Origin of the sequence: Aquimarina pacifica, from assembly GCF_000520955.1 — a bacterium.
GTDB classification, from domain to species: Bacteria; Bacteroidota; Bacteroidia; order Flavobacteriales; family Flavobacteriaceae; genus Aquimarina; species Aquimarina pacifica.
Genome location: NZ_JACC01000041.1, coordinates 1 through 15,641, shown reverse-complemented (window position 1 = coordinate 15,641; position 15,641 = coordinate 1). Strand labels below are relative to the sequence as shown.

The window sequence follows — 15,641 nt, the reverse complement described above, 5'->3', positions numbered from 1 at the left end:
TGGATACGACATTATAAAATTAAATTGGTGTAGCATTAAAAAGTAAAGTTGTGTTAAGAGTTTTTGTGTTTAGTATGATGCTATCAAAGACATTCTAATCTCAGATACCTTGTGTATTTCGATAAGTTTAATGTGATATTCGAGTTGCTTTAGAGGATAACTAATCACATTTTACAAACAACATATTTCAACAAAACAGAATATGAAAACTTATATCGCGTTGTTACGAGGGATTAACGTAAGCGGGCAGAAGAAAATAAAAATGGTCGATCTCAAAGCTATGTTCGAAACCATTGGTTGTACTTCGGTGCAAACCTATATACAGAGTGGTAATATTGTTTTTGAGTATGCCGAAGAAACGAATAATATCCTTGGTCAACGAATTAAAGAAGCCATTTTAGAACATTTCGGATTTGAGGTGCCTGTACTGGTTCTGACTCCCAAAAAACTCATAGAAATCTTCGAAAACAATCCTTTTTCTAAACGACTAGGCACTTTGGGGTTCGAGGATAAAAAACTATACTTTACGCTACTTACGAATGTACCAGATCCGGTTGCGGTTTCTGCGCTAGAAGCTGCCGATTATGGAACCGAAGAATTTGTAATTACAAACGAAGTTGTCTATTTCTATGCCGCCAATGGCTACGGAAAAACAAAATTAGACAATAATTTTTTTGAAAGAAAGCTAAAATCTCCCGCTACAACACGTAACCTAAGAACAATGACCAAACTTATAGAGTTACTACCAAATACCTATTGAAATTATACCGAAAGCAGATTCAAAATATAAGTAGGATTAGTTTTTATAACTGGCTGATTTTTTGTATCTTAATATGAGATAAAAACATCAAATAAACTATGGTTTTATACTACTATGCTATAATGTTTACTTGTTGATTATAAGTGTTTTATGTAAAAAGTGATAAAACATTATAATTCTAAGTATAGAAGATAATAATAGTTCGACTTCTCAAAACAGCTGCGCCGTGTTGCCGATGCGTAATTTTTGGAAGAAGGAATAGTAGAAAAAGAAAGGCTCTTGGGATGAAATTAAGGTTTATTTGATATAACCCTTTAAATATCAAATGTTATGAAAAAAATTACCCTAATTCTTACCTTTTTATTAGTCAGTCTACCTATGTATCATGGTTTTGCCTTGGATACGAATGAAAATGACCCTATAAAAAAACTTTTAGTTGATTACATCAATAAAATAAATGCATTAACTCAAGAAACTCAAAAAGAAGATGTATTGAATTTGTTTGACGATAAATACAGAGGTAATACTGTGTATGTAAATCTGTCGGGCGCATTGGTGCGAAAAAACTATAGTAAAAATGATATCTCTAATCAGTTAGATGATATTATTGATGATAATAATTATAGGTTTAAGCTGACCTTGGATAAAATCGTTTTTCAGAGTCAAAAAGAACGCGCCGGAATTATTTCTGCAGTTGTTAGTTTTGAATCATTTATAGATAAAAAACTTGCCGAAAAAGGAACCATGTTGATGGATATAGTGGCTATAAATGTTAGCGGCCTATGGAAAATTGTTCAGAATAACATGGTACGTGTATCCGAAGCAAAAGATATCGGAGACTGTGTTTGTTATGTCTACGAAAAAGGAACTACGAAGTTTGTGACCGAAGTATATTTTCCTTCGGGATTAGAGTACAGTCAGAAGCTGAATGCGTTTCAGGTAACGACCAAAGACAGTAAGCGTATTATTAAATCAGATAGTAATGATTTTTATTGGAGCAAAGACACGGGTAATGTGTCTTTTAAAGGAGGACAAATAGGAAAAGCAACAAGCTCCCGAGAAGCCATAGAATATGTGCTTCAAAATTTATACGAAGATTCTTGTGTGAATATGATTTTTAATTAAACGAGAACCTTTAAGTACAGTACAACATGCGTAAGGTGTCATCTGTTTCGTTTTCTTTTATACTAACAAAATAAAAAGGATTCCCTCAATGAGGATCCAAGTCCCTTCAGGTTTCTAAAACCTGAAGGGACTTAAGTTTTATATCAATCATAAATTAAAACGAACCAAAAAAAACCAAGTTACTTTCTTTGAAGATGTCACGATTCTTTTTTATAACAAATAGAAAGAGGTTTAAGCCACTTCATTGCCAAAAAAGAAAATAAAAGATAGGTAGCCTATAATTGGATTATAAGCACTTATCATTATTTTTTAATTGTATCTCCTAAATAAGGTAACATTTTCTTGTATTTTGCTATATACTAAAAAGAGAACTCTGGACTTTCTTATGAAAACATATACTTTGGTAGTAGTACGCACTTGTATAATGGTGATCATGTTCATGACCATTGGGATTTCTGTAGGGCAAGACAAAGTAGCGCAAGATACGCTCGTTGCACAGCAATACTTCATCAAAGCTGATTCGTTATCAAAAGACCTACAATATAATAATGCGATCCTGTCGTATCAAAAGGCATTACCAATCTATCAAAATGCAAGCACCTGGGAACGCGTGGCGGAGTGTTATAATAAAATAGCCGTAGAACAAAGAAAAAAGTCTTCTTACAAAGAGAGTTTATATACTGCAAAAAAAGCACTTGACATCTGTACAAAGTATTTAAAAAAAGATCACCGACAAGAAGCTTTTGCATACGATCATATGGGGACTTATTATCGTAGTTACATGGTTGATAATGAAAAAGCCTTACGCTATTATGAAAAAGCATTGGCAATTCGAAAGAAAATAAGAGTTCATTATCCCAAAGATATTACTAAATCATTTTTAGCCATTGGAGTTTTAGAATTTACTAAAGGTAATTTTAAAAATTCGTTGAAACTTTTTGATCAATCGCTAAAAATAAGTTTAAATGAATATTCAGAAAAGCATTATACCATAGCGAAAAACTACTGTTATATAGGGGCATCTTACAGGAGTATGGAATTATTTGACGAGGCGGTAGAATACTACAACAAAAGTCTAGTTCTTGTAAAAAGTGATAATAGCAAAAGAGCACTTGATTTACAAGCAAACATACATATAAACCTTGGTGGAATATATAGAACTCTAGGGCAATATGATAAGGCTTTATTTTTTTTGCATAAATCACTATCCGCAAAAAAAGAACTCAATCATGTTTTTGATGATGCTATTAATTCTAATTATAATTCTTTGGGTATTTTATATAAAAAGAAAGGTGAGTATGATAAGGCGATTCAATTTTACAAAAAAGCATTATCAAGATATGAAAAAATTATGGCAAGAGTCACAACTTAACTAGCCCAATGTATAATAATCTCGGGGTTGTATATAAAAGAATAGGGAAATACAATAAAGCTTTGTCTTATTATGAAAAGGCCCTTAGTATTAGTAAGAATACTAAAAGACTAGCTTTATATTACAATAATATTGCTTATATCCACATAATGCAAGGGGAGCATGACAAGGCCTTACAGTATATTGATAAATCTTTACAAATTAGAATAGAATTATTAGGTGAAAATCATACTGATCTTACAGATTGTTACACATACAAAGGTTTGGTGTATTTATCTAAAAAAGAGTATGCAAAGGCACTGGTTAATTATAAAAAAGCAACTGAAATTTTGACCCAGGCTTTTGGAGAATACCACCCATTAGTAGCGAATGCCTATAATAATATTGCCAAGGTCTATATGGCTCAAAAAAAATTTTCTAGTGCATTGCAGTATTATCAAAAAGCGATTCTAGCCAATACGATTAATGCTCAAGACATGACTAATACCTCGTATGCAGATGCTAATTATCTCCTAACCTCACTACAAGGAAAAGCCAAAACCTATCAACAACGATATGCCTCCCAAAAGAATGTAACCGATTTACAAAAAAGCATCGAGATCTATCAAAAAGCCGACACCTTAATTTCTAGTATCCGGCAAACCTTTACCAATTATCAAGACAAGGTAACTTTTGCCGAGACGGCTAAAGTACTCTATAAAGACGCTATTGCAGCAAATATGGTACTCTATGAACAAAACCAAGATAAAAAAGTACTTGAGCAGGCTTTTTATTATGCAGAAAAAAGTAAGTCGAACACCCTAAAGGAGCTACTTGCTGCTGGCAATGCCAAAAATTACAAAGGCTTACCCAAAAACGTAATCACACTTGAGAAAGAGCTACGCACCGATCACGCTTTTTATAGATCTCAATTGACCAAACAACAAACAAAACAAACTCGGGATACCCTAAAAGTGACCCAATATCAAAACCGACTTTTTGAGATCGGCAGAAAACAAGATTCTATCACCGAGGTATTAGAAAAAAACTACCCAAAATACCACGCCCTAAAATATCAACATACTGTTGCTTCGATTTCAGACATACAAAATCAACTCGATGGCAACACCACGGTAGTAGAATTTTTTACTGCAGATAGTAGCACCTATGCATTTACGATTTCTAAACATGATATGAGGGTGCACCAACTCGCTACAGCAAACCTTGGAGCAAAGATCAAAAAATTGCATACCAGTATTACAACCAAAAACCTTAAGACTTATAAATCACAAGCGAATCAATTATACAATATGTTGATGGCTCCCATTGCAGATCAATTGATAGGGGATACGCTTATAATTGTTCCTGATGGTGTTTTATGGCACCTTAATTTTGAGCTGTTACTTACACAGTTCGATCAAAGTAATAACCCAGTGGCACTTTCGTATTTTCTAAGAGATAAGGCCATCTCTTATGCCAATTCTGCCAACTTGGTGTTCAATTCTTTTGTTAAGAATACAGTCAAAACTACCAAACAAGCATGCTTGGCTTTTTCATTTTCTGATGAACAAGCACCTGCAGAGACCAATAGCATTCGGTTGGCAACCTTACGCAATACATCGGCTGATTTACCAGGCACCAGAAAAGAGATCAAAGCCATTGCAGATATTATCGATGGTACCTATTTTTATGGTTCAGAAGCGATTGAGGCGAATTTTAAAAAAAATGCCAGTCAATATAGTATGTTGCATCTGGCATTGCACGGAGAAGTTGACCATGAGCGCCCCGAAAATTCTAAACTTTATTTTACAAATCCTACAGACAGTATTCAAAACATCACAGGCGAAACTCTGGTAGAAGATAACTTTTTGTATGCCCACGAATTATTTGCCTTAGATATTCCTGCAGAATTGACAGTGCTTAGTGCCTGTAATACGGGAACAGGTAAAATAGCCCAAGGAGAAGGAATTATGAGTTTAGGAACTGCTTTTCAGTATGCAGGGACTAAAAGTTTGTTATTGACCAGTTGGGAAGTATCTGATCAAACCACACCCATATTAATGCGAAATTTCTATAGCAATCTAAAAGCAGGAATGAACAAATCAAAAGCATTGCAGCAAGCAAAATTAGAGTATTTGAATACCGCAGATCTTCATCGCACGCATCCGTTGTATTGGGGTGGTTTTTATTTGGTAGGAGATGCATCACCGATGCAGTTTGATACGGGTATTAGTTGGTATTGGTGGGCAGCGGGACTTCTTGCTGTAGGAACTCTTGTTGTTGTTTTTTTATGGTATACCAGAAGAAAAAGTAATTCCTAGGTCCAAAATAGGTACACCTTATTTGTGTGCCAGATCTTTCAGGTTTAAAAAAACTGAAAGATCTAAAGTTTTATTTTTAATACATGCTATATTCATTGACAACTGATGTGATTACTGCAAAACAGACAAACTATTGTTTTTATATCCAAAAACCCCAAATGTACCAGGGTATTAAATACCATTAATTTTTATACTTTAGTAACCTAGAATACACACTATGATTTTAGTAACGGGAGCAACCGGTTTGGTAGGAACACATCTATTGGTACAACTAATAAAAGAAAAAAAGAATGTACGTGCCCTGTATCGAACCGAAACCAAAAAAGAACATGCCCAAAAAGTAGCCTCTCGATACATTTCTGAGGAAAACATGCATCTTTTTGATGCTATAGACTGGTTTAAAACTGATATTAATGATATTCCGTTATTAGTAGAAGCTTTTGAGGGGGTAACACATGTGTATCATTGTGCTGCCCTGATTAGTTTTAATCCCAAAGATTATAAGGAATTAAGAAAAGTCAATATTGACGGTACCGCCAATATTGTAAATTTGTGTTTAAGCAATCGGGTAAAAAAACTATGTCATGTAAGCTCTATCGCTGCATTAGGAGAAAATATTGCAACTAGTGAGATAGATGAAAACACCGAATGGAATCCAGAGATCCCAAATTCAGTATACGCAATTACTAAATATGGTGCTGAGATGGAGGTTTGGAGAGGAATACATGAAGGAATTGATGCTGTAATTGTAAATCCTGGAATTATTATCGGTGCTGGTTTTTTTGACTCGGGGAGCGGTTTTTTGTTCAAAAGAATGTATGCTGGCATGAAGTATTATACCGCAGGTGTAACAGGGTATATTGCTATAGATGATGTTGTCGCTATCATGAATCAATTAATGAATAGAAATACGGTCAATGAGCGTTACGTCCTTGTAGGAGAGAATCTAAGTTTTAAAGAGGCTTTTGGACTAATTGCCAGAGCACTTAATAAACAAGAACCGAAAAAGGAGGTTTCTCTTTTAGTATTAAAGGTTGTGTATCATATCCAATATGTAAGTCATCTAATTTTTAGGACAAGGCAATCCATATTCAGATCATCACTGCGAACCGCATTTTTGCATAGAAATTATAAGAACGATAAAATAAAACAAGCACTTGATTACAGTTTTATTCCTGTCGAAAGAAGTATAAAAGAAACAGCAACGGCTTTTTTAGAAGTACATTAATTTTCTTCTTTCTTTTTTTCCTTCTCTTCTTTTTTGTTTTTGCCAGTAATAAGGTCTTTTCTGCTTTTTAATTTATGATCTTGCGTAATTTCTTTGAGAGCTAAACTATCTTTAATTCGTTTCAGTTTTAGGGAGTCTTTTTCTCTTAAAGATTCTCGAATCAGTTTTTCTTTGTCTGATAAGGTGTCTAATGCTTTTTTGATAGAGTCTTCTACCTTTTTGATCGAATCTTTGATTTTCTTAACCGAATCTTCACGTTTTTTTAGTCGCTCGTATACTCTTTTTTCTTTATTTAGATTTATTTTTACGCGTTTAAATATAGTAGAATACGTGTCTAGGTTGTCAGAATACCAGGCATTGTTTTGTGCGAAAACAGCACTATCAATGCCATGTTTTCGCAAGATGTATGCTTCGGGATTAATACTCTCGTTTTCTAAAATTTTCTTGTTCGATGTTTTTCCTGCACGAATAAATGCAATATCCGTTAGTATTTCTACCATTTGATTTTCGTCAATCAGTGGGTCTGGCAAAGGTGCTTTTTCTATACTTTGACAAGAAATCACCATCAAAAGAACAAAACAGTAGGATATTAGTTTACTCATCGGTCAAAAGTTAATCGCTGCGCATTACGCACATCGTAAAATTTAAAGTTTTTGTACACCAGACTTCCGTTCACAAAAGTATGTGTAATTCTTGATGTAAAGCTGGTTCCTTCAAAAGGTGACCATCCACATTTATAGGCAATATTATCTTGATTTACTGTCCATGGGGCATTAATATCTACTAAAACAGCGTCTGCAAAATACCCTTCTTTAATGTATCCTCTTTTCTCAACTTGAAATAAGATGGCTGGGTTATGGCACATCTTTTCAACAATTTTTTCTAAGGTGATTTTACCTTGATGATAGAATTCTAACATTGCGGGTAGCGCATGCTGTACCAAAGGTCCTCCTGAAGGTGCTTTGGTATATACATTGTTTTTTTCTTCTTTGGTATGAGGTGCATGGTCTGTAGCTATTACATCGATTTTATCGGCAATCAATGCTTTTAGTAAGGCATCTCTGTCTTTTTTTGTCTTTACCGCAGGATTCCATTTAATTAAAGTCCCTTTTTCTTCATAGTCTTCATCAGAGAACCATAAATGATGGATACAAACTTCTGCAGTAATTTTCTTTTCTCTTAACGGAATTTTGTTGCTGAATAATTTTAATTCTTTGGCTGTTGATAAGTGAAAGACATGAAGTCTTGCGCCCGTCTTTTTTGCCAAGGCAACCGCTTGTGATGATGATAGGTAACAAGCTTCTTCACTTCTAATAATAGGATGCAAGCCTATGGGGATATCGTCACCGAATTCGGCTTTGTATTTTGCAGTGTTGTTCTTGATGGTTTGTTCATCTTCGCAATGTACTGCGATTAATAGATTTGTAGAAGAAAATATCTTTTCTAATACTTCGGGATTATCGACAAGCATATTTCCTGTTGATGATCCTAAAAATAATTTTAGTGCTGCTACTTTCTTTGGGTCTACTTTTAGTATTTCATCAAGATTATCATTGGTGCCCCCAAACATAAAAGAGTAATTTGCATAGCTTGTTTTTGCTGCAATGTCAAATTTTTCTTCTATTTTTTCGATAGTGGTTGACTGCGGTACGGTATTAGGCATCTCTATAAAAGAAGTGATTCCTCCTGCGATAGCAGCCCTTGATTCGGTTTCTATAGTAGCTTTATGGGTCAATCCCGGTTCTCTAAAATGTACCTGATCATCAATAACACCTGGTAACAGGTATTTTCCTTCCGCGTCAAAAATATGTACATCTGCCGATTTTGCACTTATTTGTGGTGCAATTTCTTTAAAAATGCCGTCTTCTATATACACATCTCCATTGGTGATCTTTCCTTCGTTTACAATATTTGCATTTTTGATAAGCACCCTATCCATAATCATATTTCGTATTGATTAAATAAACTTTTAATTTTCATTTTTATAACTCCAAAAACGGCTTCAGAAATAATTCCTTTACTCATTTTTGATGCTCCCCTTGTCCTATCTGTAAAAATAACAGGAACTTCTTTTATTTTAAATTTTAATAAGTACGCCTTGAATTTCATTTCGATCTGAAAAGCATATCCTACGAACCTTATTTTGTCGAGGTTTATTTTTTCAAGAACCTCTCTTTTATAACAGATAAATCCGGCAGTTGTGTCATTAATATCCATTCCTGTTATAAAACGCACATATTTAGAGGCTCCCCAAGACAATAATACTCTACTCATTGGCCAGTTTACAACATTTACTCCAGTAGCATATCTTGATCCTATCGCTACATCAGAAGATCCTTTGGCGCAAGCATTGTACAATCGAATAAGGTCATTTGGATTGTGTGAAAAATCAGCATCCATCTCAAATATGTATGCATACGATCTTTCTAATGCCCACTTAAAACCTGCAATATACGCTGTTCCTAAACCCGATTTACTAAAGCGTTCTAACAAAAAAAGAGTTTCTGGGTATTCTGATTGTAGTTCTTTTACCTTAGCCGCAGTATGATCAGGTGAATTGTCATCGACAATCAAAATATGGAAATCACGCTGTAGCGAAAACACATTTCTAATAATGCGCTCCACGTTCTCAATTTCATTATAGGTAGGGATTATAACTAAAGCATCCACCATCAAGACTATTTTTCACGCAAATATAACTAAATAATTACGAGTTATTTTTTTGTTTTTGTGAGTTAATTGATCGTAATTTTACGAGCGATACCAAACTATGGATTTTATCTTACGCGAAATACCTTCGACCAACTGGCAAACTATTTTGATTGTAGCTTGCATGTCATTACTGGCTATTGCTAGAGGTGTAAATGTGCTTTTGTTTTCTGATTTCATAATGCTTTTTAATACAAACAAGTATATTATTTCTCATCAAAAAATAAATAAGCTATCCTCTTTGTTTAATTCACTATTGGTCCTATTTCAGGTGTTATCGATATCCTTGTTTTTGTATCTGTGTTTCGATGTTTTTGGGTGGCAGGTGGCACCAAACGAAAGCACGCTGTTTATTAAAATTGCTATAATATATACCGTTGTGGTGGTGTGTAAGATACTCATTGAGAAAATTATTGGCGCAATTTTTTCTATCGATGACCTCATAGATGAATATTTGTTTTATAAAATATCCTACCGTAATTTATTGGGAGTTATTTTGTTACCCATAGTTGTAGTTTTTACATATACATTACCGCCTTCTAAACCGGTATTTCTTGTTTTGTTTGTTTTATTGGGTATTGGGAACAGTGTTTTGTTGGTTTCATTTTACAAGAAAAATGAAAAAATCATTTTCAACTATATGTTTTATTTTATTTTGTATCTTTGCACACTTGAAATTGCACCTTATTTCATACTGTACAAGCTAATTAATTAATGATCTCGCTACAAAAAGAAAAAGATATATGAAAGTGAAAACAATTTTGGTCTCGCAGCCTGAGCCTAAAGTGGAAAATTCACCTTATTTTGATTTAGAAGAAAAGGAAAAGGTAAAAATAGACTTTATCCCTTTTATTCATGTCGAAGGAGTTGATGCTAAAGAAGTAAGGTTACAAAAGGTAGATTTATCACAGTACACTGCTATCATTCTTACAAGTCGTAATTCTGTGGATCATTTCTTTAGAATTGCAGAAGAAATGCGTTTTAAAGTGCCAGATTCTCTAAAGTACTTCTGTCAAAGTGAAGCTGTAGCTTATTATTTGCAAAAATATGTGGTATATAGAAAGAGAAAAATATATGTAGGAAAACGTACATTTCTTGAATTATCTCCTTTAATAAAAAAATATAAGTCAGAAAAGTTTTTACTTCCTTCTTCTGATAAATTAAAGCCAGAAATTCCTAAAACACTAGATAGTTTAAAAGTAGATTGGAAACAAGCTGTATTCTATAAAACTGTTGTAAGTGATCTTTCGAACTTAAGAGATGTGTTTTATGATATTTTAGTCTTTTTTAGTCCGTCAGGGATACAATCTTTATTTGAGAATTTTCCGGATTTTAAACAAAATAATACAAGAATAGCTGTTTTTGGTAACTCTACGGTTAAGGCAGCTCAGGAGCAAAATCTTGTGGTAGATATACAAGCACCTACTCCAGAGACGCCATCTATGACAATGGCACTTCAAAAATATATAAAAACAGTAAATAAGAAATAATTTTTCTAATTACACTGTAAACTAGTAAAAAGGCCCGAAAACAATTTGTTTTCGGGCCTTTGATATTTATATAAATATAAAATAAAAGAAGTTTCTCTAGAAGGAATAGCGTTGAGGTCCACCGCGTCTAATTTCTTCATTGGCATATGCTTCGAACTTTTTAAAGTTTTCTCTAAAGGCATTCGTAAGTTTGAAAGCTGTTGTATAGTATGCCTCATCATTGTTCCAGGTTGCACGAGGACTTAATACACTTGTAGGGACCCCAGGACATTCTCTTGGTTGCGCTACTCCGAATACAGAATGAATATGATAGGTATCGTACGAATATAGTCCTAATTCACCATCAAGAACAGCTTTAATCATTGCACGTGTATATTCTAATTTCATTCGAGTACCGACGCCGTAAGCTCCACCTGTCCATCCTGTATTGACCAGCCATACATTCACACCAGCATTTTTCATTTTATCAATTAGCATTTCGGCGTATTTTGCGGGATGCAATGGCATAAAAGGAGCTCCGAAACAAGCAGAAAAAGAAGGAACGGGTTCAACCACTCCAGCTTCTGTGCCAGCTACTTTTGCTGTATAACCTGAGATAAAATGATATGCGGCCTGGCTGGGAGTTAGTTTAGAAATAGGAGGTATTACCCCAAACGCATCAGCGGTCAAGAAGAAAATATTCTTCGGATTTTTTCCAATCGAAGGTGTTTGTATGTTTTTAATATGATCAATAGGATAGCTAACCCTTGTGTTCTGAGTAATAGAAGTGTCTGTAAAATCTACAACACCATTACCGTCTAAAATTACATTTTCGAGGATAGCTCCTTTTCTTATTGCCGCAAATATTTCGGGTTCTTTTTTTGCCGACAGATCAATCACCTTGGCGTAGCACCCTCCTTCAAAGTTGAAGATGGTATTTTCTTTAGTCCATCCATGCTCATCATCTCCTATAAGTTTGCGATCAGGATCGGTAGATAATGTTGTTTTTCCGGTACCCGAAAGTCCAAAAAATATTGCAGTATCCCCTTTTTCTCCCACATTTGCAGAGCAGTGCATAGGAAGCGTGTCTTTGTCTACAGGTAAAATAAAGTTGAGAGCAGAAAAAATCCCTTTTTTGATTTCTCCGGTATATCCTGTTCCTCCTATTAAGGCGATTTTTTTATCAAAATTTAGAATAGCAAAGTTGTGTTGGCGAGTACCATCGGTATCTGCTACTGCCATAAAACCGGGCGCATTAACAATGGTCCACGCTGGCTCAAAGTTCTTTAATTCTTCGGTAGTAGGTCTCAAAAACATGTTATATGCAAACATATTTGACCAAGGGTACTCATTGATCACCCGAATGTTGAGTCTATATGCCGGATCGGCACAAGCATAACTATCCCGTACAAAAACCTCTTTACCTGATAGGTAATCAACTACCTTGGTGTACAGTGCGTCAAATGCTTCTGGAGTAAAAGGGATGTTGATATCACCCCACCAGATCTTATCTGCTGTAATATGATCTTTGACAATAAATCGGTCCATTGGTGAGCGACCGGTGAACTCTCCTGTGTTGACTACCAACGTACCAAACGCAGTATTTTTTCCCTGACCTTTTTGGATAACTTCATCCTGAAGATCGTCGGGGGATAATTGGTAACGCATTATGGCATCTTTAATACCGTATTGCTCTAACGAAAACGTTTTCGTAACTGGATACTGTGGTTCCATAAAACTATAGTTGTGTTTGTTATGTATACAAAATTAGGAATAATATTGTACCAAACCACAAAAAAAGTCACTTAATCTTTATACACGAAATTAACAGAAAAACCCAGCCCAAAATAAGTAGTAAACCTCCTAAAGGGGTTATAAAACCTATGCTTGACAAAGATATGTTGAAAATTTCATCAACCACCAAAAGATAAATTGATCCAGAAAAAAGAAGAATTCCTGATATAATAAAAGAAAAAATACGTTTTTTAGAACGTTCGCTGAATGTGTTAATGTTCGCTAAGAATAAACAAAAAATAGCATGATACATTTGGTACCGAGTTCCTGTAGCAAAAGAGTCAATGTTGTTTGCATCGACGAGTTTTTCTAATCCATGTGCTCCAAAAGCACCTAGTATTACAGCAAGAAGCCCTAGTATAGCTCCCGTTATGAGTATGGTTTTGTTTAAAGATCCTGTGTTCATAATTCTTTATTCTTTTTGTGATAGCACGTTCTTATAATTCAGGTTAAAAAATTAATCTCTTAAAATTGAGAACCTATTCTTAGCGGTATTTATTACATTGCATCAAAGTTATCAAAATATATGTACGTATGCGAAAGATCTTAGTCATTGGCGCAGGTAAATCTACTGCGGTATTAATTAAATATTTTCAGGATAAGTCTGTTTCAGAGAACTTGCATATTACCATTGGGGATATTTCTTTGGATGTTGCCAAAAAACTGGTAAAGAACCACAAGAATACAAAAGCTATACTTCTGGATGTCTTTGATGACGCTTCTCGTGAGCATGCGATCAAAGATGCTGATATTGTGGTGTCGATGTTACCTGCTCGTTTTCATATTGAGGTTGCCAAAGATTGTTTGCGTTTAGGCAAGTCGATGGTTACGGCTTCATATGTAAGTGATGAGATGCAAGAGCTTGATGAAGAAGTTCGTAAGAAAGGATTGGTTTTTATGAACGAGATAGGAGTAGATCCTGGGATTGATCATATGAGTGCAATGCAAGTTATAGATAGGATACGCAGCCAAGGAGGGAAAATGATTTTATTTGAATCCTTTACTGGTGGATTAGTAGCTCCCGAAAGTGATACTAATCTTTGGAATTATAAATTTACTTGGAATCCTCGTAATGTAGTCATTGCAGGGCAAGGCGGGGCGGCAGAATTTCTTCAGGAAGGGAGTCGTAAATATATTCCCTATCATAAATTATTTAGAAGGACAGAATTTCTAGAAATCAATGAGTATGGCCGTTTCGAAGCGTATGCCAATCGCAATTCATTAAAATATCAAAAGCTGTATGGCCTAGAAGATGTAAATACTCTATACAGAGGTACTATGCGTCGCGTCGGGTTTTCGAGAGCATGGAACACTTTTGTGCAATTAGGAATGACGGATGATGAGTACACTATAAGTAATTCTGAAGAGATGAGTTATAGGGATTTTACCAATTGTTTTTTGGCTTATTCACCTACGGATTCTGTAGAATTAAAACTTCGTCACTATCTCAAAATAGATCAGGATGATATTATGTGGGATAAACTTTTAGAGCTTGATCTTTTTAACCCAAATAAAAAAGTAGGGATTTCGAATGGTACCCCAGCTCAAATTTTACAAAAGATCTTAATGGATAATTGGTCACTTGACGAAGGGGATAAAGATATGATCGTAATGTATCACAAATTTGGCTATGAACTTAATGGCAAACGTAAACAAATAGATGCTACTATGGTTACTATTGGTGAAGATCAGGTGTATACGGCAATGGCAAGAACGGTAGGTTTACCAGTGGCAATAGCAACAGTACGTATCTTGAACAAGCAAATTACTCGTACAGGTGTGCAGATTCCTATTCATAAAGAAGTTTATGATCCCATACTCAAAGAACTCGAAGACTTTGACATTAGATTTAATGAACACGAATGCACATATATGGGATATAACCCGGATGGAGTAAAAGGATAATATAAATATTTATACAGTTTCTGAATTATACATTGACGTATCATAATGATTACACAGAAAATAAGGAAAAATGATAGTAAAGGCAGTAGTTGACTCATAATTCTTAGTAACATAATGTTAGTCTAAGTGTCTGAAGTTAAGATTAGTGTTGTTTTGATTGTTTTTTGTTTAAATATTAAACGATAATCGTATTTTTGATTGATATATGTAATTTTATTCATGATGAAAGATATAAGTAGTAATCTTAAAATTGATGGTATTGATAAGGAAATTTTACGAAGTCTTATGGAAGATGCTCGCAAACCAATTCTTGAAATTGCAAGAAAAGTAGGAGTTTCTGGGGCGGCTATTCATCAGCGATTACGTAAACTTGAAGCATCAGGATTGATTACTGGATCTAAGTTTATAATTGATCCAAAAGTTATGGGGTATAAGACAATGGCATTTGTGGGTGTTTATCTTGATAAGGCTGTTAGTAATCCTATGGCAGTAAGGCAGTTAAAAGATATACCTGAGGTTATTGAATGTCATTATACTACAGGAAATTGGTCTATATTTATTAAAATACTCTGTAGGGATAATGAACACTTAATGAAAGTGCTGAATAAAGAAATACAGGCCATCGAAGGTGTGTCGAGAACGGAGACCTTTATTTCTCTTGATCAGCAAATTGACCGGCAAATAAAAATCTAAATGATTTATAATTCTTTCGAAAGGAAAATTGACTGTTTTTTGGCGTAAAGAGAGAAGTAAGCGTAACGTTTATTAAGGTGCATGTATGACGAAGAATTCAAAGTATACCATTATTTCCTAATTAAAATTAAATATTAAGAGCTTTTTAAAAAACGATCATATTTAATTCTTAAGAGCGGTTTTTTAGTAAGTAGACGGCAAATGCACCTCTAGTTTAGTTTTAAAGTATATAGGTATATAATTAGAGGACTTATGTAGGATCATTCCAAAAAGTTGTGGTTAGATT

At 34.4% G+C, this 15,641-nt stretch carries 14 protein-coding genes; 9 read left to right on the top strand and 5 right to left on the bottom strand.

Annotated features, from left to right (window positions below; translation table 11 throughout):
• Positions 1-202: 202 nt before the first annotated feature.
• The 5 genes from DZ60_RS0117980 to DZ60_RS0117960 all read left to right on the top strand — a co-directional run bounded on the left by DZ60_RS0117980 (position 203) and on the right by DZ60_RS0117960 (position 6,785).
• Positions 203-760 carry a DUF1697 domain-containing protein gene (locus tag DZ60_RS0117980; protein WP_025743412.1) on the top strand — a complete coding sequence of 186 codons (558 nt, stop codon included), beginning with the start codon at positions 203-205 and terminating at the stop codon, positions 758-760.
• A 330-nt stretch (positions 761-1,090) separates the two neighbouring features.
• Positions 1,091-1,885, top strand: a complete 795-nt coding sequence (locus tag DZ60_RS0117975) for a hypothetical protein (protein WP_025743411.1) — start codon at positions 1,091-1,093, stop codon at positions 1,883-1,885.
• A gap of 385 nt (positions 1,886-2,270) precedes the next feature.
• On the top strand, positions 2,271-3,257 hold the full coding sequence (locus tag DZ60_RS0117970) for a tetratricopeptide repeat protein (RefSeq protein WP_025743410.1): 987 nt from the start codon (positions 2,271-2,273) through the stop codon (positions 3,255-3,257).
• An 8-nt stretch (positions 3,258-3,265) separates the two neighbouring features.
• Positions 3,266-5,557, top strand: a complete 2,292-nt coding sequence (locus tag DZ60_RS0117965; RefSeq protein WP_025743409.1) for a CHAT domain-containing protein — start codon at positions 3,266-3,268, stop codon at positions 5,555-5,557.
• Between the two features lie 217 nt (positions 5,558-5,774).
• The gene (locus DZ60_RS0117960; RefSeq protein WP_025743408.1) at positions 5,775-6,785 is read left to right on the top strand and encodes an NAD-dependent epimerase/dehydratase family protein; all 1,011 of its coding nucleotides are present in this window, start codon (positions 5,775-5,777) and stop codon (positions 6,783-6,785) included.
• Here the strand turns inward: DZ60_RS0117960 and DZ60_RS0117955 are convergent.
• Genes DZ60_RS0117955 through DZ60_RS0117945 form a run of 3 tightly spaced genes read right to left on the bottom strand, consistent with a single transcriptional unit; the run spans position 6,782 to position 9,458 of the window.
• Positions 6,782-7,387 (bottom strand): DUF4296 domain-containing protein, encoded by a 606-nt coding sequence (locus DZ60_RS0117955; RefSeq protein WP_034230074.1) that lies wholly within the window; start codon positions 7,385-7,387, stop codon positions 6,782-6,784. The genes DZ60_RS0117960 and DZ60_RS0117955 overlap by 4 nt on opposite strands.
• Positions 7,384-8,724, bottom strand: a complete 1,341-nt coding sequence (locus DZ60_RS0117950) for a dihydroorotase (RefSeq protein ID WP_025743406.1) — start codon at positions 8,722-8,724, stop codon at positions 7,384-7,386. Before DZ60_RS0117950 ends, DZ60_RS0117955 begins: the two co-directional genes overlap by 4 nt.
• A gap of 2 nt (positions 8,725-8,726) precedes the next feature.
• Positions 8,727-9,458, bottom strand: coding sequence for a polyprenol monophosphomannose synthase (locus tag DZ60_RS0117945; RefSeq protein WP_025743405.1), 732 nt, complete (start codon positions 9,456-9,458; stop codon positions 8,727-8,729).
• A gap of 97 nt (positions 9,459-9,555) precedes the next feature.
• Between DZ60_RS0117945 and DZ60_RS0117940 the strand changes: the two genes are divergently transcribed.
• A complete protein-coding gene (locus DZ60_RS0117940; protein WP_025743404.1) occupies positions 9,556-10,209 on the top strand; it encodes a DUF4271 domain-containing protein in 654 nt (217 codons plus the stop codon).
• A 28-nt stretch (positions 10,210-10,237) separates the two neighbouring features.
• Positions 10,238-10,984 (top strand): uroporphyrinogen-III synthase, encoded by a 747-nt coding sequence (locus DZ60_RS0117935; protein WP_025743403.1) that lies wholly within the window; start codon positions 10,238-10,240, stop codon positions 10,982-10,984.
• 96 nt (positions 10,985-11,080) lie between these two features.
• Here DZ60_RS0117935 and pckA read toward each other — a convergent pair whose 3' ends face one another.
• Both pckA and DZ60_RS0117925 read right to left on the bottom strand, forming a co-directional pair.
• A complete protein-coding gene (pckA, locus tag DZ60_RS0117930; RefSeq protein WP_025743402.1) occupies positions 11,081-12,697 on the bottom strand; it encodes a phosphoenolpyruvate carboxykinase (ATP) in 1,617 nt (538 codons plus the stop codon).
• A 67-nt stretch (positions 12,698-12,764) separates the two neighbouring features.
• Positions 12,765-13,163 carry a DUF423 domain-containing protein gene (locus DZ60_RS0117925; protein ID WP_025743401.1) on the bottom strand — a complete coding sequence of 133 codons (399 nt, stop codon included), beginning with the start codon at positions 13,161-13,163 and terminating at the stop codon, positions 12,765-12,767.
• A 128-nt stretch (positions 13,164-13,291) separates the two neighbouring features.
• On the opposite strand from DZ60_RS0117925, the gene DZ60_RS0117920 reads away from it, so the two are divergent.
• On the top strand, positions 13,292-14,662 hold the full coding sequence (locus tag DZ60_RS0117920) for a saccharopine dehydrogenase family protein (RefSeq protein ID WP_025743400.1): 1,371 nt from the start codon (positions 13,292-13,294) through the stop codon (positions 14,660-14,662).
• A gap of 222 nt (positions 14,663-14,884) precedes the next feature.
• On the top strand, positions 14,885-15,355 hold the full coding sequence (locus DZ60_RS0117915) for an Lrp/AsnC ligand binding domain-containing protein (protein ID WP_025743399.1): 471 nt from the start codon (positions 14,885-14,887) through the stop codon (positions 15,353-15,355).
• Positions 15,356-15,641 lie beyond the last annotated feature (286 nt).